Origin of the sequence: Alishewanella sp. SMS8, assembly GCF_030737935.1 — a bacterium.
In the GTDB taxonomy this organism is placed as follows: domain Bacteria; phylum Pseudomonadota; class Gammaproteobacteria; order Enterobacterales; family Alteromonadaceae; genus Alishewanella; species Alishewanella maricola.
Window position 1 is genome coordinate 622848 of the sequence record NZ_JAPJEA010000001.1, and the last position, 23970, is coordinate 646817.

A 23970-nucleotide genomic window follows, 5' to 3' on the forward strand; every position below is an offset into this window, starting at 1 on the left:
CGTCTTTGCAAAAGCCGTGCTAAATCCGATGCTGCTCTAACCAAATCAACCCTTCAGCTAACAAGCGATTAATCTGCAACGGTAAATCAACACTCTCTTCAAATTCAAACGCATCCAATTGACTGGCAAAAGCCAAACTGCCCACCACCGCGCTTAAACCTTGAGCTTTTAACTGCAGTAATGCCTGCTCGGCTAATTGCATTGAGCTTTCCCAATTCAACAACTGGCCACCGAGTAAAGGTAATGGATACAGTGCATAACCACCAGACGCGGTTAGATTAACCACTTCACCATCGGGCAAAGTAAAATGACTGGCCGCAATCTGTTCTAGCAACCGGCAACTATAAGATGCCACCAACTCTTGCGCGATATCACGAAACACCACAACAAAACGTGCATCGACAAAACGTACCACATAATCTGAGCCGCGTGTTTCTCGACTTAATAACGAGCTTAATTGTTGTAACAAACTATCCGCAGTGCTAACGCCATACTTTAAAAGAATTTGCTGATAATGATCAGGTTCAAGCAACAACAAAGCAATCGTTTTACCCTGCTCGGTTAACGCTTGACGATTGCGCTGAAAGTGCTCGATATCTTTTGGCAGCTGCTCAAACATAAAGCGTTTATTACGTAAGCCGGTGGTAGTGTCACGATGCGTTAATTGACTGAGTTGCTCGTTCAATTCATTCAGCTTTTGATTGGTGTTTTCTAATTCTTGGGTTCGTTGACGCACCAAACTGGTTAATTGTTCCTGTTTATGTAAGTTATTTTGCCGATAAAGCCAAAACAAGCCATAAAACAAACACAATAACAAACAGAGCCAAAGCAAGCGATACACCAAGGTTTCATCAAAGCGGCGCGGGATCACTAATTGAATTTGCGTTTCTTGGGCATCCAACCAATGTTGATAGTTATACCTTACCTGTAATTTAAAGGTAAAGTTGCCAGGTGGCAGGTTGGTATAAACTGCTTCGCGCCGATCGACCACTTCATGCCACTGCTGATCAAAGCCCATTAACTGATAACGAAAAATCACACTATCAGGCCGAGTATATTCAAGTGCTGAATAACTGATGGTCAGATTGCGCTCTTGCCGCTCCAGAACTTGCCGCAGTTGTTGACCCGACAGCGGATAACTCTGCTGAGCACTGATTTTCTTTAAAATGGGTCTTAATGTCTTGGGGATAGTACTATCTAATTCTTCAGGTACCGCAACCAAACCGCGTAATGTTGGATACCATAGCTGTTGCTGCCAGAACGCTACTTTAGACTGGCCTGCACCGTTACAACAACGGCTGGTTAACGAGCCCATCTGCCTATCGTAGGGCGATAGCACTTCTTCTAAACGAAACCCCTCATTGGCGGCTTGCGGCAAACTGTCGACACGTAACCGAAAGATCCCTTTATGCGTACTCAACCAGAGCCAACCCGACTGCTGGTGAAAATAAAAACTTAAGGCAGGGCCATGTAATAAGCCATTACCACTGTGCAAATGTAACCACGCGTTATTGGGCCTTTGAATATACACACCATCATCTAAAGTACTCACCAGCACAGTGCCATCGGGTAACACTAATGCCGCTAAAATATAAGCGTTATAAAGGGCACTGCCGATGCCTAAACGAGTTAATTGTGCATTTTGCCAACGGTACAAACCACGACTGGTGCCAAACAATACTTGGCCTTTATGCTGACTTAAAGTGGTGATCTGTTTAGATTCTAATTCGGCGTTAAAGGGAAGTAAGGTTAAAACATTATCTTGTGCATGATATAAACCATTAAGACTACCGATCCATATGCCGCCCTGTTCCGCCGGTTTTACCACCCTAACGGCTTGGCCTTGTAACTGGGGAAATAACACGCTGAGCTGGGCCGTTTTCACATCATATTGGTATAAACCGCGCTCCAGCCCCAGCCATAGCTGCTCAGGGCCAGGCCAATAGAGATCGTTTACCGTTTGCCCTTGTAATTGTTCGGCAGAGATCAAGGGCTGAAAACGTTCAGCCATGTCTAAATAGCCTACTTCGCTTTGACTGGCTAATAACAGCTTACCTTGAGGTGTAAGTGAGACACTGCGAATAATAGGATCGCTTCCGGGGACTAACCGACGAATTTGACTGCGATTGACCATAAAAATGCCATCGCTAAAACTGGTTAGCCAAATATTATGCTCTTTATCTTGAAATACCCGGCTAAACCAAGGTGAACTGCCAAGTTCGGCAACCGTAACCGTTTGCCAAGCTTGTCCGGGATATTGAAAAAATAGTTTACGATAAGAAGAAAGCCATTGCGCGCCAGTATTATCTTGTAACAAGCGGTATACCGGTGCCATGGTGTCGTCAGGCAGTGACTGCGCGGTAATTTCACCGTCGCTTTGTAACCGAAATAAACCGTTTTCACTGGCGATATGTAAACCGTTATCGGTCCATGCTAAGTCGTACACGGGGTTTTGTGCTAATACAAGTGGCAAGGCGAATTGTTGCCAGCTGCCGTCGGCCGCGCGCTGATGCAAATAATCGCTGGCCATCACCCAGATTTGCTCATTGGTTTGGGCTAATTGGCTGACCACTGCTTTAACTTGCTCGACGCGGCGTACCTTATTTTGCTGCACACTAAATAATTGATCGGCGGCGACCCAAATTTCACCTGGTGTTACTTCAAGCAACGAAGTCACTTCACTGTAAATCGGTAAGCGTTGTAATTCTAGGGTGGCAGGATCCAGCACCGACAAACCCGCTTTGGTACCGATCCATATTTTACCGTCACTGTCGGTCAGTAAACGCGTAATCGCATTACTGGCTAATTTCGGATGGGTTTCATTACTAAATACTTCAAAATGTTGGCCATCAAAGCGGTTTAAACCATACAGAGTACCGAGCCAGATATAGCCAAGTTTATCTTGCGTGATCGCTCGAACAGAATTGCTTGATAAGCCTTCGGCACTGGTCCAGTGCTTCAGATCATAGTCATACACGGAAGGTGGGGCCGCCAAAGCGCTCTGACACATCAAAACAAAGATGATGAACAGAAAACGAGACATGCAGCCCTCCATGGTGATAGTGATTACGGTGTGGTCACAGCCCTTAGTTTAACCATGACAGGTACACCAATAGATGCAAGATGGCTAAAGCAGGTAACGCGGCCAGTAAATCATCCAGCATAATACCGAAACCACCGTGTACCCTGCGATCAAACCAGCTGATGGGCCAAGGTTTTAAAATATCGAACAACCGAAACAAAATAAAGCCCAGTAACAAGCTTTGCCAGCTGATGGGCACCAAGAGCATGGTCAAGGCAAAACCGATAATTTCATCCCAAACTATGGCGCCGTGGTCATGTTCCCCTACATCGGCAGCGGCTTTGCCACACACATAAATACCCAGCAAACTACCGAATAGGATAAACAGCAATAGCCAAGCTTGACCGGCCAAACTTAGTAACCAAACCAACGGCAATGCAGCCAAAGTACCAAAGGTACCTGGTGCTTTTGGGGCTAAACCACTGCCAAAGCCTAACGCTAAAAAATGCTGCCATTTACCCAGCTGAAATTGGGCTTTGCTATGTGCTGTTGTCATAGAAAATGTTGAAACCCCTGATGTTGGTACGCATAAGGCTGTTCACCGGTTTTTAATTCCAGTTTACCCACCGCCCCTGTGATCCGGCCAATACAGGTGATTGGCACGCCATAAGGCGACAGTAGCACATCAAGTGAGCCGCGGCGATTCTCTGGTACGGTAAAGAGTAACTCGTAATCTTCTCCACCCGATAACGCCAGTTGCATTGCCTCTTCCGCGGTACAGCTGTCTTTTAGCGCTTGTGACATAGGTAAACGCTGAATATCAACAAAAGCGCCTACGCCTGAGCGACGTAAGATATGCGGTAAATCACCGGCTAAACCATCAGAGATATCCATCGCGCTACTTGCGGTATTACGCAGCGCCTGACCTAAAGCAACCCGAGGAGAGGGATAATGAAAACGCTGTAACACATGGCCTTGATGCTTTTTACTAATCTCGCATTGTCCTTGCACCCACTTCAGGCCCAAGGCCGCATCGCCCAGTGTACCCGTGACATAAATATAATCACCCACTTTTGCACCCGAGCGAGTAATTGCTTTACCACGCGGTACTTGGCCTTTAGCCATCATACTGAAACTGAGTGGGCCACGTGTGGTGTCCCCCCCTATCAATTGACAATTATAGTATTCGGCGGTTTCATGCAAACCGGCAGCAAATTGGGCTAACCAGCTTTCATCTGCCGAGGGTAACGTCATCGCCAACGATAACCATGTTGGCTCTGCCCCCATCGCGGCCAGATCGCTCACATTGACAGCCACTAATTTATGGCCAAGTGCACGCGGATCAACATCAGGAAAAAAGTGAGTCCCCGCGACCATGGTATCTGTTGTAACAACGATGTCGTAACCATCACGCACCTGTAATACCGCACCATCGTCACCGACTCCAATACTGACATCAGTGCGCTTCACACCGATATTCGAGAAATATCGCGCGATTAAATCAAATTCACCCATAGCGTATAAAAAGCCGACTGACGTCGGCTTCTCCATTAATTTGGACGCAATACCTTGACCGCTTTGTCCAGGATACTGTTCACAAACTTATGACTATCATCAGCCGCAAAGGCTTTGGCTAATTCAATAGCTTCATTGATGATCACTTTATAGGGGACATCTAAACGGTACTTCAGTTCATAGGCTGAAACACGTAATACCGCTTTTTCGACCAAGTCGATATCTTCGAACGGGCGCTCGAGATACGGCTTAATCGCTTCGTCTAATTTGGAATGGTGTAATACCACACCGCGTAAAATGTCTTGGAAATACGCAACATCAATATGTTTAACATTATTTTCCAATAACAATTGCTGCTCAATATCAGCTATCGGGTTGTGGCTAACTTGCCAGCTGTAAATGCCTTGTACAGCGAGTGAGCGAGATTGACGACGGACGTTAGGTTTCATCTGTGCTTCCTGTTACAGCTGTGCAAGCACATTGATCATTTCGAGTGCCGACATAGCTGCTTCGCCGCCCTTGTTACCGGCTTTAGTACCCGCACGCTCAATCGCCTGCTCAATACTGTCTACGGTTAGAACGCCAAAAGCCACCGGCAGGTCATACTGCATACCCACTTGGGCAATACCTTTGACACACTCGCCAGAGACATACTCAAAGTGTGGTGTGCCACCACGGATCACCGCACCAATTGCCACAATCGCATCATATTTCTTGGTTGCAGCAACACGTTGTACCGCTAATGGCAACTCAAAAGCGCCAGGAATACGTACAACAGTGATGTCTTGTTCAGCGATATTACCCACGCGACGCAAGGTGTCGATGGCGCCACTGAGTAAACTCTCAACAATAAAACCGTTAAAGCGTGCGACTACTATCGCAATTTTCTTACCATTTGCTGCATAGCCTGCTTCAATTACCTGCATGACCTGTCCTTACTATTTAACTGCCGTCAAAATTTAGCCGTGTATAATAGCATAATTTCTGACACTCGGGCATAGCCTTATTCAGAAACGTAATCCACTACATCCAGACCAAAGCCGGATAACGCATGGTACTTAATCGGCTTGCTTAATAAGCGCATTTTCTTCACGCCTAAACTGGCTAAAATTTGTGAACCCACCCCCACATTTCGTGAGGTGCCTTTCCAAGGTGCCACTGGCGGTTTCTCACCTTTATCTTCTGCTTCAAAATGTTGCACCATCTGCACTAGCTCTGAGGTGCTTTCGTGCTTACCTAACAACACCAAGACGCCACCTTCATCAGCAATGCGCTGCATGGCGGTATGCAGTGGAAAACTACGATGAGTCCCACGCGTCGTCAGCAATAAATCATTAAAGGTGTTATGTAAATGCACCCGCACTAAGGTTGGCTCATCAGCGACAATCTCGCCTTTAACTAAAGCAAAGTGCAACTGATTATCAATCGTGTCTTTAAAGGTCACTAATTCAAAGTCGCCCATCTCGGTTGGCAACTGACAAGTCGCCACTTTTTCAATGGTGGTTTCATTGAGGTTACGGTATTCAATTAAATCAGCGATGGTGCCGATTTTAATATCATGCTCTTTCGCAAACACTTCGAGATCAGGACGGCGCGCCATAGTGCCATCATCATTAAGGATCTCGACAATCACAGCTGCAGGTTCCAGCCCGGCTAACCGCGCTAAATCACAACCGGCTTCAGTATGGCCGGCACGAACTAATACACCGCCATCTTGCGCCATTAAAGGAAAGATATGCCCTGGTTGAATAATATCTGTTGGGCGAGCATCACGCGCCACCGCCGCTTTCACTGTTTTAGCGCGATCGGCCGCTGAAATACCGGTGGTCACGCCTTCTGCAGCTTCAATGGATACCGTGAAGTTGGTAGCAAACGGTGATTTATTGGCATCGACCATTAAGGGTAAGTTGAGTTGCTGGCAGCGTTTTTTCGATAAGGTTAAACAAATTAAGCCACGACCAAACTTTGCCATAAAATTGATGGCAGCAGGCGTGACATACTCGGCGGCCATCACCAAATCGCCTTCATTCTCGCGATCTTCATCATCCATCAAAATAACCATTTTACCTTGGCGGATATCTTCAATAATTTCTGCAGGTGTATTCAGTTGCATAGCTAACCTTCTTTATAAAAACCCGCGTTGCGCTAACAACGCCAGATCAACACCTGTTGTAGGGGCAGGTGTTTTAGTATGGAGTAAGCGTTCTAAATAACGCGCGATCAGATCTACCTCTATATGGACCAAGCTGCCTTTTTGCAACTGCAGCAATGTCGTTTGCGCAGCCGTATGCGGCACTATCGTTAAACGAAAGGCTGTGGCACTTAATTCATTTACGGTTAGGCTGACGCCATCAATGGTTACCGAACCTTTATGTGCTAAATAAGGGGCTAACGCCGCAGGCATAGCAAACCAGAGTTGCCAGGCGCGCGCGGTTTTTTCAATACGCAGCAGCTCGGTTACGCCATCAACGTGACCACTGACCAGATGACCACCTAATCGACCGGTGGCTAATAAGGCTTTTTCTAAATTCACTCTCTGTCCCACCTGATACTGACTAAAGCGGGTTAAGGCGAGTGTTTCAGCGGATACATCAGCGACAAAACCTTGGGCTAGCAATTTGGTAACGGTAAGACAGACCCCATTGCTGGCAATACTGTCCCCTAACTGCACATCGCTAAAATCTAACTGCTCACTGTGGATCTGCACTTCTAAATCGCCGCCTTTAGCGGTTAAGTGGCTAATGTGACCTGTGGCAGCAATAATACCGGTAAACATATCAGCTCTCTTTTGTTGGGTTGGCAACAGTTGCTGTAGTGGGCTTCGCCCGAATTCGAATATCGTTGCCGAGTTGGTGTACATCCAGCAGTGTTAAATGCGGTACTGCGGTTAATTGTTGGAAATCGCCCAATTTCGCTAAGGGTTGAGCACAGTCACCCAACAGGAGTGGCGCTTGATACAAGATCAATTCATCGACTAAACCGTGCTGCAATAAGGCCCCGGCTAGGGTGCTGCCAGCTTCCGTCCAAACACTGTTGATCTGCTGCTGATGTAACACTTTAAGCAAAGCCGATAAATCGAATTGGCCTGATGGCAACAATGCAACAGGCCATTGCGTTACCGCAACCGCACTGGCGCTAAGTTGTTTTGCCGCTTGTCTGCCGTCATAGCAAATTAACACCGCGCCACCTTGGCTAAACAAGGCTTCAGTCCCCGTTAAACGCTGTTGCCGATCCAAAATGACACGCAGTGGCTGGCGAAGGCTACCATCGGCTAAACAGCTAATGGCCTCGCTGGCGGTTTGTCGCACGGTTAAGCGTGCATTGTCGGCTAATACCGTGCTCGCCGTTGATAAAATCGCGCTGCTCTGCGCTCGAAACTGCTGCACATCATCACGCGCAACCTCCCCGGTTAACCACTGACTTACGCCATTAGCTAGCGCGGTGCGACCATCTAAACTGGCGGCCATTTTGAGCCAGACATAAGGTCGTTGACGTTCCATCCGACTGAGAAAACCCGGATTGAGCGCCCGGGCGGCGTTCGTAAGCAAACCATGCTGCACGCTGATCCCTGCGCTTTCGAGGATAGCGACGCCTTTGCCTGCCACCAGTGGATTCGGATCTAACATGGCAATCACCACGCGACTGACCCCAGCTTTCACTAACGCTTCGGCACAAGGCGGGGTGCGACCATAATGCGCACAAGGCTCTAACGTGACATAACAAGTCGCGCCTGCTGCCGCAGAGCCGGCTTGTTGTAAAGCATACACTTCGGCATGGCCCTGCCCCGCTTGTCGATGATAGCCTTGCCCTATAACCTGAGCGTTTTTCACCAACACCGCACCCACATTAGGATTAGGATCGGTGGTGAAACGCCCAGCCGCAGCTAAGCTTAACGCCAGCGTCATATACTGATGATCGGCTTCTGAAAAGGACACCGTTACTTCTCTCCCAAGCGGGCAATTTCCTCGCCAAACTCACGAATATCTTTGAATGAGCGATACACGGAAGCAAAGCGCACATAGGCCACTTTATCGACTTTAACTAACTCATCCATAATTAAATTACCCAGCAAATGACTACCGACTTCACGTTCGCCCGTTGCACGTAATTGCGATTTAATTTTATGGATCAGCTGTTCGATTTCTTCGGTAGATACCGGGCGTTTTTCTAACGAACGCAATAAGCCATTGCGTAATTTATCTTCGTTAAAAGGTTCACGCGAACCATCACGCTTAATAATGCGTGGCATTACCAGTTCGGCAGCTTCAAAGGTCGTAAAACGTTCATGGCAAGCTAGACATTCACGACGCCGGCGCACTTGATGACCGTCGGCGACTAAACGAGAATCAATGACTTTGGTGTCATCCGCGTTACAAAAGGGACAAAACATGCTGAGCTCTCTATATCACCCTATCGGGACTTTTTGAGATGGCCGGATAAAATAATGGCCGCAATTGCGGCCATCATAACATGTTATTTTAGTTTACGCATAAACTGGGAAACGGCTACATACCTCAGAAACACGGGCTCTAACGGATGCAATAACCGCTTCATCACCACGGCTGTCTAACACTTCACAAATCAGTGTGGCGACTAAACGTGCTTCAGCTTCTTTAAAGCCACGACGGGTAATAGCCGGAGTACCAATTCGTAAGCCACTGGTCACAAAAGGTGAACGTGGGTCGTTAGGCACTGAGTTTTTATTAACGGTAATGTGCGCTAAACCTAACCACGCATCCGCTTCTTTACCGGTAATATCTTTGTCGATGAGATCCATCAAGAACAGGTGGTTTTCCGTACCGCCTGATACCACTTTATAACCGCGAGAGATCATCTCAGCACACATGGCTTTGGCATTTAGTAACACTTGTTGCTGATACACTTTAAATTCAGGCTGTAAGGCTTCTTTAAAGGCTACTGCTTTTGCCGCAATAACGTGCATTAAAGGGCCGCCTTGGCCGCCTGGGAACACCGCTGAGTTTAACTTTTTCTCAATGGCTTCGTTTTTACGCGCCAAAATTAAACCACCACGTGGACCGGCTAAGGTTTTGTGCGTTGTCGTTGTCACGACATCAGCAATAGGTACGGGGTTTGGATATAAACCCGCCGCCACTAAACCGGCAACGTGCGCCATATCAACCAGTAAGTATGCACCGACTTTATCCGCGATATCACGGAAACGCTGCCAATCAACAATACCGGAATAAGCAGAGAAACCAGCAATAATCAGCTTAGGTTTGTGTTCTAGCGCTAAGGCTTCGGCTTGATCATAATCAATCACGCCGGTTTCGGGATGTAGGCCATATTGCACAGCATGATAAAGTTTACCGGATGAGCTGACACTCGCACCGTGCGTTAAGTGACCGCCATGCGCTAAGCTCATACCTAAAATGGTATCGCCAGCGTTTAATAACGCTAAAAATACCGCTGAGTTAGCTTGTGAGCCAGAGTGTGGCTGTACGTTAGCGTAGTCAGCACCAAACAATTCTTTGGCACGTGCAATGGCTAAATCTTCGGCTAAATCAACATATTCACAACCACCGTAGTAACGCTTATGCGGATAACCTTCGGCATATTTATTCGTTAACTGTGAACCTTGCGCCTGCAATACCCGAGGGCTGGCATAGTTTTCTGAAGCGATAAGCTCGATATGGGCTTCTTGACGTTCAGTTTCTTGTACCATGGATTGCCATAATTCCGGATCGAAATCTGCAATATTCATTTCACGCTTTAACATGCTTTCTCCTGCGCGCGGCTACCACGCTGATCGATTGACAACAGTCTAAAAATTGTTGGTTATTCTACTCTTATTTTTTAATTCTTGCACTGAAAAAACAGACATCCAGACAGCTAAATGAAATGAAGTCTAAAAAAATCTTACTGGCTGTGCAGAAATACTGCCACTTGCTTTACAACGTGTTACAAGGGGCGTAAATTACTGGTTATTCATACAGCGCTATTTACAGCAGGATTATGTCGCATCGAAAAATTATCCATTTAGACATGGATTGCTTCTTTGCCGCGGTTGAAATGCGCGACAACCCTGCCCTGCGGCATATTCCGTTAGCTATTGGCGGTAGTCGATCTGAACGCGGCGTGATTGCCACCTGCAATTATCCGGCTCGGGCTTTTGGTGTGCGCTCCGCCATGCCGACACATGAAGCCTTAAAGCGTTGCCCGCATCTAACCTTAATGCGTGGGAGCATGGATAAATACAAAGCCGTTAGCCAACAGATCCAAAGCATATTTCGCCGTTATACCGAGCACGTCGAACCACTTTCTTTAGATGAAGCCTATTTAGATGTCACCGATTGTAAGCAATTTAAAGCCAGCGCCACGCTGATTGCTGCGGATATTCGCCGCACGGTGTTAGCAGAAACCGGTTTAACCGTTTCTGCTGGGGTAGCGCCCAATAAATTTCTCGCCAAAATCGCCAGTGATGAACAAAAACCCGATGGTTTATTTGTGATCCCACCCGAGGCCATCAACGATTTTGTTCTGCAACTCGCCCTGCGCAAAATCCCTGGTGTTGGGGTAAAAACCGCAGACAAACTTGCCAAGCTCGGATTTCATTTTTGCCGTGATATTTGTCAGCCAGGTGAAGAGATCAGTACAGAGCGACTTGCCTTGTTATCTCGGCATTTTGGCAGCTTCGCCGCTACGTTAATTAAACGCAGCCAAGGTATTGATGAACGCCCGGTCCGGCAAGATCGTGAACGTAAATCGATCGGTGTAGAACAGACATTGCCGAACGACATCGCGGACTTAGAGCAAGCCGAACAAGAAATGCTACAGTTATTACCCACCTTAGAGCAGCGTTTAGCGCAAAGCGGTAAAGCGGCATTACTACAAAAAATTGGCGTGAAATTAAAATTCAGTGATTTTCGGCAAACGACAGTAGAAACCCAATGTCATCGTTTAGATCCGCGCTTATTGGCACAACTATTAGCGCAGGCTTGGCAACGCAGGCAAGAACACAGCGTGCGCTTAATTGGCATACAACTGGGCTTTAAATCGGCTTGTCATGAACAATTAGCCCTACCGTTAGAAGGCACCACTTTTTAAAGGCGTAACTTAGGCAAGGTATTCGGCAATAAAAAAGCCGGCGCTAAGGCCGGCTCTTTAAAATCTTTACTAATTAACCGATAACAGTTACGTTTTCAGCCTGTGGGCCTTTTTGGCCTTCAGTAACGATAAAGGTCACTTGTTGGCCTTCAACTAACGTTTTACGGCCTGTACCGTTGATAGCGCGGAAGTGAACAAAAACATCTTTACCGCCTTCACGCTCGATAAAACCAAAACCTTTATCTTCATTGAACCACTTAACTGTACCAGAAATTAACTGTGACATAACACTCTCTTACTTTAACAAATTTTGCCGAAATTCCGGCGACTTAAATAATACCGGCCACGTCATCGAGCTGATACTTACTTCGACCGCATTATCAGGGATGCTGATTAAGTGGTCAATATAAATACCGAGACGAACAGAAAATAGTTTTCTGTTGGGCCGTTCCAGCAAGGACTGCTAAGCCTTACTTACTCAGTGTAGCAGTAATGTGGAAAAAACCATCAATCTTGTGGTGTTTTTTTACGTCGCACGGGCGCCGAGCCGTCATCGCCACCTTGGAAGAACACCTTTGCCGGTGCTTTTTTCACCGTTTTCGCGCTGGGCTTGCCCGAGTGTTTAGCTTTCGTGGAGCTTTTAGCTGACTTCGCTGCCGCTTTACCGGCTTTTTCTACTGGCTCGGTTGGGCCTTTGAAGCGCGCCACTAAACCCTCCACCTCGCTAAACTCTGCAGGCCGGCGTAAAAAACCTTCAATTTTTTGCAGTGATGCCCAATCTTTTGGCCCGACTAAGGAAATAGCCTGCCCCTTCGCACCGGCACGACCTGTCCGACCGATCCGATGCACATATTCTTCGGGGTGTTTTGGCAAGTCAAAATTGATAACATGAGTCACTTGCAGTAAATCTAGGCCACGCGAGGCTAAGTCAGTGGTCACTAACACTTGATATTTACCGGCTGCGAATTGCTGCATCACCGCATTACGTTGGCCTTGGTTTAACCGAGCACTTAAGCCCATGGCGCTAAAACCGTTATCAACACACACGGTCGCTAGGCGCTCGGCATCGTCACGAGTGGCGGTAAAGATAATGAGCTGTTTCACCGGCTCGTGTTTGAGCACATGTGCTAATAAGGCTTCTTTGTGCGTGAGGTTATCGGCAAACATAAATTGCTGCTGAATATCACTGTGCTGCTCATGCCCACTGCCTAAGGCAACCCGAAACGGGTTTTTTAATAAGGCAACCGTTAGCTCATCAACTTCAGTGTGATCTAAGGTTGCTGAAAACAATAAGGTTTGACGTAATCGATGCTCGGCGGCTTTATTAATAGCATTTAATTGCGGCATAAAGCCCAAGTCTAACATGCGATCCGCTTCATCTAAGATCAGCATTTCTAAGCCTTGCAGAAACACTGACTTGTGCTCTAGATGATCTAAAAAACGCCCAGGCGTCGCCACTATGACGGTCGGCTGGCGTTTTAATAGCTTCTCTTGATCATTAAAATTCTCGCCGCCCACAATTAATGCTGCGGTAACAGGCGTATTTGACACAAACAAGCGTAATTGTGCATACACCTGTTTTGCCAATTCGCGGGTGGGTGCCAAAATTAACGCACGGGCATCTTGCTTAGACAAAGGGCGGCTTTTCAACAGCCGCTGCATCATCGGTAACAAATAAGCCAGGGTCTTACCCGAACCGGTTTTGGACGAGACCATCAGATCACGGCCCACCAATACTGCAGGGATAGCTTCTTGCTGAATTTCTGTAGGCGTGGCAAAGCCTAAATGTTGTACCGAGCGCAATAATCGCGGGTCCAGCCCTAAGTCCTGAAAAACCAAAATATACCTCTCTTTACGATAGGCACCTATGATACCTCAACTGACAGATTTGAGTTAGTGCCCTGTGTCGAGCTAGTATAAGCAATATTCCCGTAATTCGTTAAGAGTAACCTCATGAGTAATGCCTTTAAAGAGCAACTGCTTAAAGCCGGTTTAGCCGACCCGAAAAAACTAAAAGCGGCAAAAAAGCAACAACATCAGCAACGTGTGCAATCAGGTAAAAACCAAAAAGTGGTTGCCGAGGCCACCTTACTGGCCGAGCAACGCCGCCAAGAGCAGGTGGCACGCGATCAAGAATTAAACCGCCAAAAAGAACAGTTGTTGCAGAAAAAAGCCATTGCGGCGCAAGTTTCGCAATTAATAACTAGCAATACCATTAAGCCCAGTGGTGAAGTGGCCTTTAACTTTACTGACGGCAAAGTAGTTAAGCGGCTATACGTTAATAACAAGTTGCATAATGAATTAACTCGTGGTTTACTTGCGATCGTTAAGCAGGGTGAAAACTATGTGTTAGTGCCCGCAGCAATTGCTGCTAAAATTGCACAGCGCCAACCAGAAAGCGTTATTGTGCAACAGGATCGCCCTGCCGAACAGGCCGATGAAGAAGATCCGTATGCCGCTTACCAAATTCCTGATGATTTGATGTGGTAACAATACAAGGCGGGCTTCTTCTCTTAATATTTTTATTAAATGAAGGAGCTTGCTATGCGGCAACTACTCAGTATTGGATTATTGCTGTTTTTCGGTGTCAGCCAAGCGGTCTTTGCCGCTTCTGTTTGGCAAGTGAGTAAAGATCAAACCCAGTTTTACTTAGTTGGCACTGTGCATCTACTCAGTGAAAACGACTTCCCTCTCCCTAACGCTTTTGATACCGCCTTTAATGCCAGCCAGCATTTGATTTTTGAAACCGACATGCAACAACTTACCAGCCCAGCAGGGATGAATAAGATGATGTCTCAAAACACTTATCGGCCGGGGCAGAACTTAAAAGATGTGTTATCCAATAAAGTATATCAGCAGCTGCAAGCCATGGCGAAAGAGCGGCAATGGCCACTCACTGCCATAGAACAATTTAAACCGGCTTTTGCCGCAATGATGATTTCAGTTCAAGAACTGCAACGCCTCGGTGCCGCTTCTACCGGCGTAGATATGCACTATTTGCAATTAGGCTTGCAACAGCAAAAGCGTATAAGTGGTTTAGAAACGGTCGATGAACATCTGGCGGTGCTGACAGCATTAAATGAAATTGACGCCAACAAAGTCATCAGTTCAACCTTACAAGATTTAGAAAAAATCGAAAGCATGTTGGGGCAAATGAAGGCTGCTTGGCGCAGTGGTCATGCTGAGCAATTGGCTGATCTATACATTGATGACATGAAAAAAACCCCTGAGATCTATCAAATTACCTTGGCAAAACGCAACTATGCTTGGCTAGATACGCTAACACAACTGGAAGGTAAGGATACGATGGTATTAGTGGGAGCACTGCATATGGTCGGTGAAGATGGCCTATTAAAATTACTGGCCGATCGCGGCTATCGTATTGAACAGTTGCACGATTAAAGCGTTAACGCAACAACGACGCCCAACTGCTTTCAAGGATCTGTTGGGCTTTTTTAGCTTTATTTTATTGATTTGCGCTGGGCGCCATGCCTCGCGCTGATACCCTGTGCGGTAGAAAAGCCAGTTTGTACCTGCCATTTTGGTCTGATCGGCGTTAAGGGTAATTCTCTTTTACGCGCCACCAACAAATAACTCGACGCAAAATAACGTAAATGACGTTCACTGAAACGTTGCCAACGCCCAGCTTTATAATCTGGACTTAACATTGAACTGCAAAAAAACCGCTGCTCACCGACCACTTCAAAACCAATTAAGTGCAACCAATCTTTAATCCTCGCCGCACTAAAAAAATGACCTTGCCACGGAAATTCATTTTTTAGCCAAGGCGCAAAGCGGGTTAATCCAACCACACTATGTGGATTAAAGCCGCTAAGCAATAAATAACCATCGCCAATTAACACACGGTGCGCTTCGCGGATCACGTGATGCGGATCGGATTGAAATTCTAAACAATGACTTAATAGCACCGCATCAACGCTCGCTGCCGCTATTGGCAGCGCGTCGGGCTCGGCAATCATTTTTGCGCCGGTGGGGAGTTCTGCTTGCCCTTCGGCAGAGCCTAGCGTTAATTGTTGGCGTAAGCGGGCACTGGGTAAACTTAATTGGCTACTTAAATCACCAATCTTCAATAAGTAATAACCGAAGATTTTTTGCAACCACGGCTCTAACTCCTGCTCTAGCGCACTGGCTAAGGCATGACCTTGCCGAAAACAGTGCCAGCCGGAAGGGACTGCAGGATGATTGTCACGAAGTGCCGGTTTCATGTTAATGTTCTGCCCTGATTAAATGCAAAGGAGTTCCCAATGCTGGATATTAGCCCTATTCATGCCTTTCAGGATAATTATATCTGGGTTGTGTCACGCCAGAACCAACCCTATTGTTTGCTGGTTGACCCGGGTGATGCCACGGTGGTCAATCAGTACCTTCAGCAAACCGGCAAACAATTGCTTGGGATCTTAATTACTCATCATCATGCTGATCATACCGGAGGCCTAGCGCAATTAAAACAGCGGTGGCCTGAGGTTCGGATCATCGGCCCTGAGGCAGAACAACATAAAATTCCATTATTAACCGAAACCGTAGCCGATAATAGCATCATTCATTTTCCGGAACTTAATTGGCACTGTCAGACTCTACAAGTGCCGGGTCATACGGCTGGGCACGTAGCCTATTATTCAGCGGACGTTTTGTTTTGCGGTGATACCTTATTTAGCGGCGGTTGTGGCCGTTTATTTGAAGGGACACCCGCGCAGATGCTGCAATCTTTGCAGCGACTCGCTAGCTTGCCCAGCACCACTAAAGTGTATTGCACACATGAGTACACCTTGGCAAATTTGCGTTTTGCCCGTGAGGTTGAGCCCGATAACCTTGATTTACTGCATTATCAGCAGCAAAGTCAGTTAAAGCGACAAAATAATCAGGAAACTTTGCCTTCTAATTTAGCATTAGAGAAAAAGATTAATCCTTTTTTACGCTGTGAAAACATAGCGTTACAACACAAATTTAAACAAAGCTCGGCTCTTGAGCTGTTTACTTACTTAAGAGCAGCCAAAGATCAATTTAAATCCTGACTTGCATTGAGCTGTCAGACAGGTAATATTTATTTTTTTAAAACTGGATCTCCGTTATGTTTGTAAGAATCTCTGCCGTAGTTTTACTGGCACTGTTATCCGGCTGTGTCAGCACGACAGGGTCTGATGCTGAAACGACAGCTCAGTTACCACAGCCACAACCAGCAAAAACTAAAGCTGTAGATTTTCACAAGAATACCGCTTCGGCTGAGAAAATTGCCGCCAGGTTATGGGCTTCAGGCCTCAGTGAAGAACAACTGCTTGATGCCAGCGAGTTGGAAGATCTTTGGTTGCGTATCCAAGCGCAATTAAGTTTTAAGGTGCCACAAACCCGCGCTATCGTCGAACAACGTAATTTTTATACTGATAATCAAGCCTATTTAGATAAGGTGGCGGGTCGAGCACAGCCTTTTTTGTACTACATAGTGCAAGAGCTAGAAAAGCGCCAAATGCCGTTAGAATTGGCGTTACTGCCCATTGTTGAAAGCGCCTTTGATCCTCTGGCTACCTCTCCGGCGAATGCCGTTGGCATGTGGCAATTTATGCCCGTCACCGGCAAACGTTTTGGCTTAGCACAGAACACCTGGTACGACGGCCGTCGTGATGTAGTGCAATCTACCCAAGCCGCTTTAGATTATTTGCAATATCTGTACGATACCTTAGAACATGATTGGTTAAACGCGATTGCCGCATACAATGCTGGCGAAGGCCGGATTATGCGCGCGATTAAAGCGAATCAAAAACGGCGCTTACCCACTGATTTTTGGTCGCTCGATTTACCGGCAGAGACCACCATTTACATTCCAAGATTATTAGCTTTGGTTGACATTTTACAACGCCCTGAAGAATTCCAAATTGTCTGGAAGTTTATTGCAAATGAGCCAAAAATTACCGTGGTTGATGTAGGTAACCAAGTTGATTTGGCCATTGCAGCAGACTTGGCCAACATGAGCGTCGCGGATTTGCAGGCGTTAAACCCTGGCTTTAGCCAATGGGCGACCGCACCGGATGGCCCCCATCAACTGGTATTACCGATTGAGCAAGCCGAGGTATTTAACCAAGCGTTAGCCAATACACCAGTAACGCAATTAATGCAATTTAAACCTTACCGCGTGAAAAGTGGTGATAACTTAGGCGTAATTGCGCGTCGTTATCAAACCTCGGTTGACGTGTTAGTGCGCTTAAATAAATTGTCCGGCAATACCATTCGAATTGGTCAAGAATTATTGATCCCCAACAGCACCAACCAAAGCACTTCAACGCAAAGCATTGCCGCTAACGACAGTGCCCAAAGCAGCAACGGTGAAATGACCGAGCATATTATTCAGCGCGGTGATACCTTATGGGATTTAAGCCGTAAATATGATGTGACGGTAGCACAGCTTCGTAACTGGAATAAACTAAGCGTTAACAGTGTCTTAAATGAGGGGCAGCGCATCCAGCTTTGGAGCAACAGCCCATTACAAACCGCAACTCAGCAAACCCGTACCCTTAATTATCGAGTGAGACCTGGCGACTCTTTAGTTAAAATTGCCCAGCGTTTCAGCATTACAGTCGCAGATATCGTAAAATGGAATAATATTAATACTGAACGCTATCTTCAGCCTGGACAACAATTAACGCTATTAGTCGATGCAACAGATGTCTGATTTTTACCGAGGTATCAGATGAAATATGTAGTATTAGCCTGGTTACTGTGTTGCAGCCATTTCAGTTATGCTGACTTTGCATACCATGGCCAATTGCAATTGCAAACGGCCAGTGGCGAACAACGTCAGCAGATTTTTACCCTGCAATTGAAACGTGAAGCCGGTGCCTATCAGTTTACTGTTGGCCAACAGCAAACCCGTTTTGCGATGCCGCCGCAGTCTTATTCGATGGCTTTAATTTTACAAGATGATACTGATGTCTGGGTTACCGACTTGAGCAACCAGCCTTTGCATGGCTTTACATTGCAACTTGGCCAATATGTTATTAAGCTGAATAAGGATGATAATGCCCGTTCTGCGCGAGGCCGTTTTGTTCTGCAAATCAATGATGAGTTCTATTATTTTAGTAAAGGTCCAGCCCAAATTAATTTCAGTTTAACTGACAACGGTATTAGTGAGTTAAATGTGCGAGGAATGTTTAAACCGAAACGTTAAGGCTCTTTTTGAAGTTGTAATAAGGGCATTAAACCTGAAGCTAAACAGAGCACTGGTGCCAGTAATAATGGCCAGAAATAGTCTATGGGGATCTGATTCCACCAAGCATGGATAGCTGCGGTGCCTTGAAAGACTAAACCAAAAATCCCCACATAACAGAACGTGCGATTTAACCAACGTTTTGGAAAACGTATTCTCATCACTTTAATATCCGATTCCTTGCCGACACTTCCAAATTGACCAGCATTCTGGCAAAAACACCTAATACTAAGCGCTCTTGCTCAGTGTAATAGCGATACTGTTTCACCGAATCAAAACCAACAAAACCTAACAGTTCCATACCCGCCAACAAGGGTATAGTGAGAAGGCTTTTAATCCCCTGCGGTTGTAATATTTGTTTTAACGCATCCCCCTTTGGCAGTGCCGGTACATCAGGGATGTGCATCTCTTGCCCTGTTTGATGTGCATGCAGCCATTGCGGGATAACCGCTAAAGGCACGCCTTGTAAACTGTTGATCTCCGGCATAACACCCTCAGCGCACCACTCAAAAGTGTTTGAACAGGTATTGTTGTTAAAATCATAATTAAAAATATAAACGCGATCTGCCGCCACGGTTTGCCCTAATTTGGCTAAAGCTTGCTGGATGAATGCAGGTAATGCAGCCGGTTCGACCGTACTAAAATGCTGGCCTAGCTCTAACAGTAAACTGACTAAAGCCACAGGATTGCGCTGGCTGGCCGTTGGCGGGCTGGCAAAATGTAAGTTGGGAATTTGCTGCAGGATCACTAAAAAAAAACCTGCGGCAGGGGCATAACTATCTACTTGGTAACATAAGGCGGTGCTTTCTGAGAAGTACACCGCATGTCGGTTAAACTCCTCTGGCTGACTACCCGCTAAACGCTCGGCCGTTAATCCCGTAACCACCTTGAATATTGCATTCGCATCAACAAATACCCATTGCTCTGGATGCGTCGCGGTTTCTTGATATAAAGCACACCCAAACGGCGCTTGTCGCCACCACTGGAACATATCATCGTTGCTCATTCTGAATAATCCAACCTCGAAAAATCCTTACTTGCGAAGCATTGCATCAGTTAATACCACAATACGGTAAAGATAACGTTGCAGCAATCGCTTTACAGCAAACACTATCGAGAAGGTAAGGTTATTTATAGTTGCGCATCACTTTGATGTTCTGGCGCAGCAAGAGCAAATGCCGCCAATTGCTGACAATGATGATAAATACGATTGATCTGCGGATAATGCATCATATCGAGTTTAAAGCGCAGAGCGTTGTACACTTGCGGCACTAAACACACATCTGCCAAACTTACACTGTCGCCATAGCAATAATCGCCAGCACAGGATGATAAGCGTTGCTCAAAGGCTTTAAAGCCAACATGCAACCAGTGATGCAACCATTCTAACTTTTGCGCTTCAGATAGCGCCAGCGGACCCGTTAGGTACTGCAATACACGAAGATTATTCAGCGGGTGCATCTCACAAGCAATATCCAGCGCTAGGCCGCGAACTTGTGCTCGCGCAACCGGATTGTCAGGCAATAATGCATGTTGCGGATAACACTCTTCTAAATATTCAATAATGGCTAACGATTGATGCAGTGTTGCCTGCTCATCAATAAAAACAGGAACTAACTCGGCTGGATTTAATCGCTGATAGGGCGGTTGATGCTGCTGCCCGCCCTCTTTTAATAAATGAACGGGAATCGTCTCAAAACTGAGCTGCTTAAGATTGAGCGCAATGCGTACACGGTAAGCCGCGGATGAACGCCAATAACTGTATAGTTTCATCTAAGTTGTCCCCTCAGCAATAGGCGGGTGCGGCGCACCCGCCTGCAAACAACAACAGCTTAGTGAGAAGCTGTTACTTGCTGATCAATAGCGCCAAAGATGCTTTGACCTTGTGGATCCAGCATTTCTAAACGGATGGTATCGCCAAACTGCATAAAACGTGTCGTCGGTTTACCATCACGAATGGTCTCAATCATGCGGATTTCTGCAATACAACTATAGCCCACGCCACCTTCAGCAATGGCGGTACCATAGTCAGTACCTTGTTTATTAGACACTGTACCTGAACCAATGATAGCACCTGCACCCAGGTTGCGTGTTGCTGCCGCATGCGCAATTAATTGACCAAAATTAAAGGTCATGTCGATACCGGCATTCGGTTTACCGAAAGCTTCGCCGTTATAGGTGGATAACAAGGGCAAATGCAACCGACCGGCTTGCCAATGCTGTCCTAGTTCATCAGGCGTAACGGCAACAGGGCTAAAACTTGAAGCGGGTTTCGATTGAAAGAAGCCAAAACCTTTGCCTAATTCATTCGGTATCAAGCCACGCAACGACACATCATTCACCAACATCAGTAAACGCACTTTGTCTAAGGCCGCGTCTGCACTTATTCCCATCGGCACATCGTCGGTAATCACGGCGATTTCACCTTCAAAATCGATGCCATGTTCAGGGGTGATCGCAACGATAGGATCGCGTGGGCCGATAAAATCATCTGAACCACCTTGATACATTAACGGATCGGTCCAAAAACTCGCTGGCATTTCAGCATTACGTGCTTTGCGCACTAGTTCAACATGATTTACATAAGCACTGCCATCAGCCCATTGATAGGCGCGCGGTAACGGTGATTCACACGCTGCCTGCTCAAACGGCTTAGCATCACTTACGCTACCTTGATTCAGCGCTTGATAAACTTGCTCGGCTTTATTGGCTAGTTGTTGCCAATTATCTAATAACTGCTGCATCGTGTGTGCGATCTGTGGAATAGCAACACAATGCTGTAAATCACGGCTGACCACTACAAGCTGACCATCACGTGTTTGGTTTTTTAAACTTGCTAACTTCATTTTTTATCCTTATGCAGGCAATTAAGGCTTAACTTTCCAGCTGTTAACATAGTCAGGGTTTTCGGTAGCCACCGCCGCATCGCCGGCAATCAACGCGTCTCGCGTATCGAGCATCACCGCCACTTCATCAGTGAACTTTTTCCGATACTCTTGCCCTGCTTGAAACGCCTTAGGATGAGGACCATGAGTAAAACCGGCCGGATGGAAAGTGACCATACCTTTTTCAATATTATCGCGACTAAAGAAATCACCCGCATGATAAAACAGCACTTCATCATAATCATCGTTATTATGATAAAACGGCACTTTTAAAGCGCCAGGATCGCTTTCAATAGGCCGAGGCACAAAGGTACAGACCACAAATCGTTGAGCGACAAAAGTCGTATGTGCCGACGGTGGCAAGTGATAACGATGGCTCATTAAAGGCCGAATATCACGCCAGTTAATGCGCATCACGGCTAAATCACCATGCCAACCAATGGCATCCAGCGGATTATAAGGATAGGTAATGACCGATACTTCATTGTGTCGTTTCACTTCCACCTGCCATTGCTGCTCACTGTATTGGGCTTTAAACGCCTCATCAATTTTTGGCGTATCGAGCATCGCAGGGTCAAAAATCGCATGATTACCCACTAAGCCTTTTTCTGGCAATTGATAGCTGTCGTTAGTTGCTTCAATTAACACAATGAGCATGGGCTCAGACGGCTCTAAACGCCACATGGTCGAACGAGGGATCACCACGTAATCCCCGTCACGCAATGTTAAATGGCCATAATCGCAATACAGCTCAGCACTGCCCTCATGAATAAACAACAACTCATCGCCATCGGCATTTCGAGCGAGTCGCGACATCTTGTCAGTTAAACGCCAGGTACGAAATTTACAATGGGCGTTATGTAACAAGGTCGGTACTGACCAAGGTGAAGCGGTGTTGTTGCTATTCACCGCATTAAAGTCAAATAAACGTGGCCGCAACGGGCCTTGCCAATCGCTCCAGCCCGTGGGTGCGTGCCGATGATGGAAGTGAGTTGCGGGACCAAAAAAGCCGCTGCGCCCCGCTTCACGCTCATAAATGGCCTGCTCTGGAAAATCGGCATGCGCTTGACGAGATATATCACCTTCTTTTAATGGAAAGGCTGCCCATTTACGCATTATTTAACACTCCGCGCTGGATCTGATCTTCTTCAATCGATTCAAATAAAGCCTTGAAGTTACCTTCACCAAAACCTTCATTACCTTTACGTTGAATAATTTCAAAGAATACTGGCCCGATCACAGTCTTAGTGAAGATTTGCAGCAAGATGCCATCTTTCATCGGCGCGCCGTCGATCAGAATACGCAAATCGCGCAGTTGATCGAGATCTTCAGTATGGCCTTCGACCCGTTCATTTACCTTGTTGTAATAGGTTTCAGGTGTCGGCATAAATTCCATACCGCGCTCACGTAAAGTGCGAACTGTTTGATAGATATCTTCCGTGGTTAGCGCGATATGCTGAATACCCTCGCCTTTGTATTCACGGATAAATTCTTCAATTTGTGATTTGTCATCTGACGATTCATTGATTGGAATACGAATTTTGCCACAAGGTGCCGTCATCGCTTTGGAGACCAGCCCCGTCAGTTTACCTTCAATGTCGAAATAACGGATCTCACGGAAGTTACCGATATTCTCATAGAAACCGGCCCACAAATTCATATTGCCACGCATAACATTGTGCGTGAGGTGATCAAGAATTTCTAAACCCACACCATGCTTGGCCATCTCAACTTGCCAGTTGTCATAGTATTTAAAATCGATGTCGTACACTGAGCTCGCGCCATAACGATCAACAAAATACAGCAAGCTGCTACCAATACCGTAAACGGCGGGAATATTAAGCTCCATCGGGCCAATTTGGTTTTTATATTCTTTTGCACCATTCGCTAAAGCATGTTGCAAAGCGGTTGCGGCATCTTTTACTCGAAACGCCATGGCGCACACGGATGGACCATGCTGGCGTGCAAAGGCTTCAGCCTGCGAATTGGGCTCGGCATTGATAATAAAGTTAATATCGCCTTGCTTATACAGCCAAGCTTGTTTTGAACGGTGTTTTGCGACTTCGGTAAAACCTAGACCGAAAAACAGCTCTTTTAACTTTTGAATGCCGTTAGCATCGGCAGCGGTATATTCTACGAATTCAAAACCATCTGTGCCTAGCGGATTAATATGATCAGTCATTGTACAACTCCTATTACCTTGTCTTTGCCGACATCATGCGCGAGCGCCAGAAAAAAGAAAGGGGCAAGCTAAGGAAGAGCTTTAG

The 23970-nt window shown here is 46.4% G+C and carries 25 protein-coding genes; 6 read left to right on the top strand and 19 right to left on the bottom strand.

Going from position 1 to position 23970, the window contains the following annotated elements:
- Positions 1 to 19 precede the first annotated feature (19 nt).
- The 10 genes from ORJ01_RS02770 to glyA all read right to left on the bottom strand — a co-directional run bounded on the left by ORJ01_RS02770 (position 20) and on the right by glyA (position 10274).
- Complete coding sequence (locus ORJ01_RS02770; RefSeq protein WP_306176898.1) at positions 20 to 3043, bottom strand: two-component regulator propeller domain-containing protein; 3024 nt, start codon at positions 3041 to 3043, stop codon at positions 20 to 22.
- A 43-nt stretch (positions 3044 to 3086) separates the two neighbouring features.
- Entirely contained in the window at positions 3087 to 3578 is a 492-nt protein-coding gene (locus ORJ01_RS02775) for a phosphatidylglycerophosphatase A (RefSeq protein ID WP_226749831.1), read from the bottom strand.
- Positions 3575 to 4537, bottom strand: a complete 963-nt coding sequence (gene thiL / locus ORJ01_RS02780) for a thiamine-phosphate kinase (protein ID WP_306177520.1) — start codon at positions 4535 to 4537, stop codon at positions 3575 to 3577. The genes ORJ01_RS02775 and thiL overlap by 4 nt, the downstream gene beginning before the upstream one ends.
- 35 nt (positions 4538 to 4572) lie before the next feature.
- The gene (gene nusB, locus ORJ01_RS02785; RefSeq protein ID WP_226749830.1) at positions 4573 to 4986 is read right to left on the bottom strand and encodes a transcription antitermination factor NusB; all 414 of its coding nucleotides are present in this window, start codon (positions 4984 to 4986) and stop codon (positions 4573 to 4575) included.
- Positions 4987 to 4998: 12 nt separating this feature from the next.
- Positions 4999 to 5463, bottom strand: a complete 465-nt coding sequence (gene ribE, locus ORJ01_RS02790) for a 6,7-dimethyl-8-ribityllumazine synthase (protein ID WP_226749829.1) — start codon at positions 5461 to 5463, stop codon at positions 4999 to 5001.
- A gap of 77 nt (positions 5464 to 5540) precedes the next feature.
- Positions 5541 to 6650 carry a bifunctional 3,4-dihydroxy-2-butanone-4-phosphate synthase/GTP cyclohydrolase II gene (gene ribBA / locus ORJ01_RS02795; protein WP_226749828.1) on the bottom strand — a complete coding sequence of 370 codons (1110 nt, stop codon included), beginning with the start codon at positions 6648 to 6650 and terminating at the stop codon, positions 5541 to 5543.
- 12 nt (positions 6651 to 6662) lie between these two features.
- Entirely contained in the window at positions 6663 to 7313 is a 651-nt protein-coding gene (locus tag ORJ01_RS02800) for a riboflavin synthase (RefSeq protein WP_306176899.1), read from the bottom strand.
- Position 7314: 1 nt separating this feature from the next.
- Complete coding sequence (ribD, locus tag ORJ01_RS02805; RefSeq protein ID WP_306176900.1) at positions 7315 to 8472, bottom strand: bifunctional diaminohydroxyphosphoribosylaminopyrimidine deaminase/5-amino-6-(5-phosphoribosylamino)uracil reductase RibD; 1158 nt, start codon at positions 8470 to 8472, stop codon at positions 7315 to 7317.
- A gap of 2 nt (positions 8473 to 8474) precedes the next feature.
- Complete coding sequence (nrdR, locus tag ORJ01_RS02810; RefSeq protein ID WP_226749825.1) at positions 8475 to 8927, bottom strand: transcriptional regulator NrdR; 453 nt, start codon at positions 8925 to 8927, stop codon at positions 8475 to 8477.
- A 93-nt stretch (positions 8928 to 9020) separates the two neighbouring features.
- On the bottom strand, positions 9021 to 10274 hold the full coding sequence (gene glyA, locus ORJ01_RS02815; RefSeq protein ID WP_226749824.1) for a serine hydroxymethyltransferase: 1254 nt from the start codon (positions 10272 to 10274) through the stop codon (positions 9021 to 9023).
- A gap of 236 nt (positions 10275 to 10510) precedes the next feature.
- Here glyA and dinB point away from each other — a divergent pair, with 236 nt between their 5' ends.
- Positions 10511 to 11602 carry a DNA polymerase IV gene (dinB, locus tag ORJ01_RS02820; RefSeq protein WP_306176901.1) on the top strand — a complete coding sequence of 364 codons (1092 nt, stop codon included), beginning with the start codon at positions 10511 to 10513 and terminating at the stop codon, positions 11600 to 11602.
- Between the two features lie 73 nt (positions 11603 to 11675).
- On the opposite strand, the gene ORJ01_RS02825 is transcribed toward dinB, so the two are convergent.
- The gene (locus tag ORJ01_RS02825; protein ID WP_226749822.1) at positions 11676 to 11888 is read right to left on the bottom strand and encodes a cold-shock protein; all 213 of its coding nucleotides are present in this window, start codon (positions 11886 to 11888) and stop codon (positions 11676 to 11678) included.
- A gap of 221 nt (positions 11889 to 12109) precedes the next feature.
- Positions 12110 to 13441 carry a DEAD/DEAH box helicase gene (locus ORJ01_RS02830; RefSeq protein ID WP_306176902.1) on the bottom strand — a complete coding sequence of 444 codons (1332 nt, stop codon included), beginning with the start codon at positions 13439 to 13441 and terminating at the stop codon, positions 12110 to 12112.
- Between the two features lie 114 nt (positions 13442 to 13555).
- Here ORJ01_RS02830 and ORJ01_RS02835 point away from each other — a divergent pair, with 114 nt between their 5' ends.
- Both ORJ01_RS02835 and ORJ01_RS02840 read left to right on the top strand, forming a co-directional pair.
- Positions 13556 to 14092, top strand: a complete 537-nt coding sequence (locus tag ORJ01_RS02835) for a DUF2058 domain-containing protein (RefSeq protein WP_306176903.1) — start codon at positions 13556 to 13558, stop codon at positions 14090 to 14092.
- 54 nt (positions 14093 to 14146) lie between these two features.
- Entirely contained in the window at positions 14147 to 15004 is an 858-nt protein-coding gene (locus tag ORJ01_RS02840) for a TraB/GumN family protein (protein ID WP_306176904.1), read from the top strand.
- Positions 15005 to 15063: 59 nt separating this feature from the next.
- Here the strand turns inward: ORJ01_RS02840 and ORJ01_RS02845 are convergent, their stop codons facing one another.
- Complete coding sequence (locus tag ORJ01_RS02845; RefSeq protein WP_306176905.1) at positions 15064 to 15828, bottom strand: class I SAM-dependent methyltransferase; 765 nt, start codon at positions 15826 to 15828, stop codon at positions 15064 to 15066.
- Between the two features lie 39 nt (positions 15829 to 15867).
- Between ORJ01_RS02845 and gloB the strand changes: the two genes are divergently transcribed.
- Genes gloB through ORJ01_RS02860 form a run of 3 tightly spaced genes read left to right on the top strand, consistent with a single transcriptional unit; the run spans position 15868 to position 18779 of the window.
- Entirely contained in the window at positions 15868 to 16635 is a 768-nt protein-coding gene (gene gloB, locus ORJ01_RS02850) for a hydroxyacylglutathione hydrolase (RefSeq protein ID WP_306176906.1), read from the top strand.
- A 56-nt stretch (positions 16636 to 16691) separates the two neighbouring features.
- Entirely contained in the window at positions 16692 to 18284 is a 1593-nt protein-coding gene (locus ORJ01_RS02855) for a LysM peptidoglycan-binding domain-containing protein (protein WP_306176907.1), read from the top strand.
- An 18-nt stretch (positions 18285 to 18302) separates the two neighbouring features.
- Positions 18303 to 18779: a hypothetical protein gene (locus tag ORJ01_RS02860; protein ID WP_306176908.1), complete on the top strand. Its 477-nt coding sequence runs from the start codon at positions 18303 to 18305 to the stop codon at positions 18777 to 18779.
- Here ORJ01_RS02860 and ORJ01_RS02865 read toward each other — a convergent pair.
- From ORJ01_RS02865 to hppD, 6 genes are all read right to left on the bottom strand, one after another.
- Positions 18776 to 18982 carry a hypothetical protein gene (locus ORJ01_RS02865; protein WP_371930706.1) on the bottom strand — a complete coding sequence of 69 codons (207 nt, stop codon included), beginning with the start codon at positions 18980 to 18982 and terminating at the stop codon, positions 18776 to 18778. The two genes, ORJ01_RS02860 and ORJ01_RS02865, sit on opposite strands and share 4 nt — an antisense overlap.
- A complete protein-coding gene (locus tag ORJ01_RS02870; protein WP_306176909.1) occupies positions 18979 to 19824 on the bottom strand; it encodes a GAF domain-containing protein in 846 nt (281 codons plus the stop codon). The genes ORJ01_RS02865 and ORJ01_RS02870 overlap by 4 nt, the downstream gene beginning before the upstream one ends.
- A 125-nt stretch (positions 19825 to 19949) precedes the next feature.
- The gene (gene maiA, locus ORJ01_RS02875; RefSeq protein ID WP_226749813.1) at positions 19950 to 20591 is read right to left on the bottom strand and encodes a maleylacetoacetate isomerase; all 642 of its coding nucleotides are present in this window, start codon (positions 20589 to 20591) and stop codon (positions 19950 to 19952) included.
- A 59-nt stretch (positions 20592 to 20650) separates the two neighbouring features.
- The gene (locus ORJ01_RS02880; RefSeq protein WP_306176910.1) at positions 20651 to 21664 is read right to left on the bottom strand and encodes a fumarylacetoacetate hydrolase family protein; all 1014 of its coding nucleotides are present in this window, start codon (positions 21662 to 21664) and stop codon (positions 20651 to 20653) included.
- Between the two features lie 21 nt (positions 21665 to 21685).
- A complete protein-coding gene (locus ORJ01_RS02885) occupies positions 21686 to 22819 on the bottom strand; it encodes a homogentisate 1,2-dioxygenase (protein WP_229584938.1) in 1134 nt (377 codons plus the stop codon).
- Positions 22812 to 23885, bottom strand: coding sequence for a 4-hydroxyphenylpyruvate dioxygenase (gene hppD / locus ORJ01_RS02890; RefSeq protein WP_226749810.1), 1074 nt, complete (start codon positions 23883 to 23885; stop codon positions 22812 to 22814). Before hppD ends, ORJ01_RS02885 begins: the two co-directional genes overlap by 8 nt.
- Between the last annotated feature and the right edge of the window lie 85 nt (positions 23886 to 23970).

Coding starts and splice junctions, on each gene's coding strand:
- ORJ01_RS02770 (WP_306176898.1), bottom strand. CDS start 3,043: ATGTCTCGTTTTCTGTTCATCATCTTTGTTTTGATGTGTCAGAGCGCT.
- ORJ01_RS02775 (WP_226749831.1), bottom strand. CDS start 3,578: ATGACAACAGCACATAGCAAAGCCCAATTTCAGCTGGGTAAATGGCAG.
- thiL (WP_306177520.1), bottom strand. CDS start 4,537: ATGGGTGAATTTGATTTAATCGCGCGATATTTCTCGAATATCGGTGTG.
- nusB (WP_226749830.1), bottom strand. CDS start 4,986: ATGAAACCTAACGTCCGTCGTCAATCTCGCTCACTCGCTGTACAAGGC.
- ribE (WP_226749829.1), bottom strand. CDS start 5,463: ATGCAGGTAATTGAAGCAGGCTATGCAGCAAATGGTAAGAAAATTGCG.
- ribBA (WP_226749828.1), bottom strand. CDS start 6,650: ATGCAACTGAATACACCTGCAGAAATTATTGAAGATATCCGCCAAGGT.
- ORJ01_RS02800 (WP_306176899.1), bottom strand. CDS start 7,313: ATGTTTACCGGTATTATTGCTGCCACAGGTCACATTAGCCACTTAACC.
- nrdR (WP_226749825.1), bottom strand. CDS start 8,927: ATGTTTTGTCCCTTTTGTAACGCGGATGACACCAAAGTCATTGATTCT.
- glyA (WP_226749824.1), bottom strand. CDS start 10,274: ATGTTAAAGCGTGAAATGAATATTGCAGATTTCGATCCGGAATTATGG.
- dinB (WP_306176901.1), top strand. CDS start 10,511: ATGTCGCATCGAAAAATTATCCATTTAGACATGGATTGCTTCTTTGCC.
- ORJ01_RS02825 (WP_226749822.1), bottom strand. CDS start 11,888: ATGTCACAGTTAATTTCTGGTACAGTTAAGTGGTTCAATGAAGATAAA.
- ORJ01_RS02835 (WP_306176903.1), top strand. CDS start 13,556: ATGAGTAATGCCTTTAAAGAGCAACTGCTTAAAGCCGGTTTAGCCGAC.
- ORJ01_RS02840 (WP_306176904.1), top strand. CDS start 14,147: ATGCGGCAACTACTCAGTATTGGATTATTGCTGTTTTTCGGTGTCAGC.
- ORJ01_RS02845 (WP_306176905.1), bottom strand. CDS start 15,828: ATGAAACCGGCACTTCGTGACAATCATCCTGCAGTCCCTTCCGGCTGG.
- gloB (WP_306176906.1), top strand. CDS start 15,868: ATGCTGGATATTAGCCCTATTCATGCCTTTCAGGATAATTATATCTGG.
- ORJ01_RS02855 (WP_306176907.1), top strand. CDS start 16,692: ATGTTTGTAAGAATCTCTGCCGTAGTTTTACTGGCACTGTTATCCGGC.
- ORJ01_RS02860 (WP_306176908.1), top strand. CDS start 18,303: ATGAAATATGTAGTATTAGCCTGGTTACTGTGTTGCAGCCATTTCAGT.
- ORJ01_RS02870 (WP_306176909.1), bottom strand. CDS start 19,824: ATGAGCAACGATGATATGTTCCAGTGGTGGCGACAAGCGCCGTTTGGG.
- maiA (WP_226749813.1), bottom strand. CDS start 20,591: ATGAAACTATACAGTTATTGGCGTTCATCCGCGGCTTACCGTGTACGC.
- ORJ01_RS02880 (WP_306176910.1), bottom strand. CDS start 21,664: ATGAAGTTAGCAAGTTTAAAAAACCAAACACGTGATGGTCAGCTTGTA.
- ORJ01_RS02885 (WP_229584938.1), bottom strand. CDS start 22,819: ATGCGTAAATGGGCAGCCTTTCCATTAAAAGAAGGTGATATATCTCGT.
- hppD (WP_226749810.1), bottom strand. CDS start 23,885: ATGACTGATCATATTAATCCGCTAGGCACAGATGGTTTTGAATTCGTA.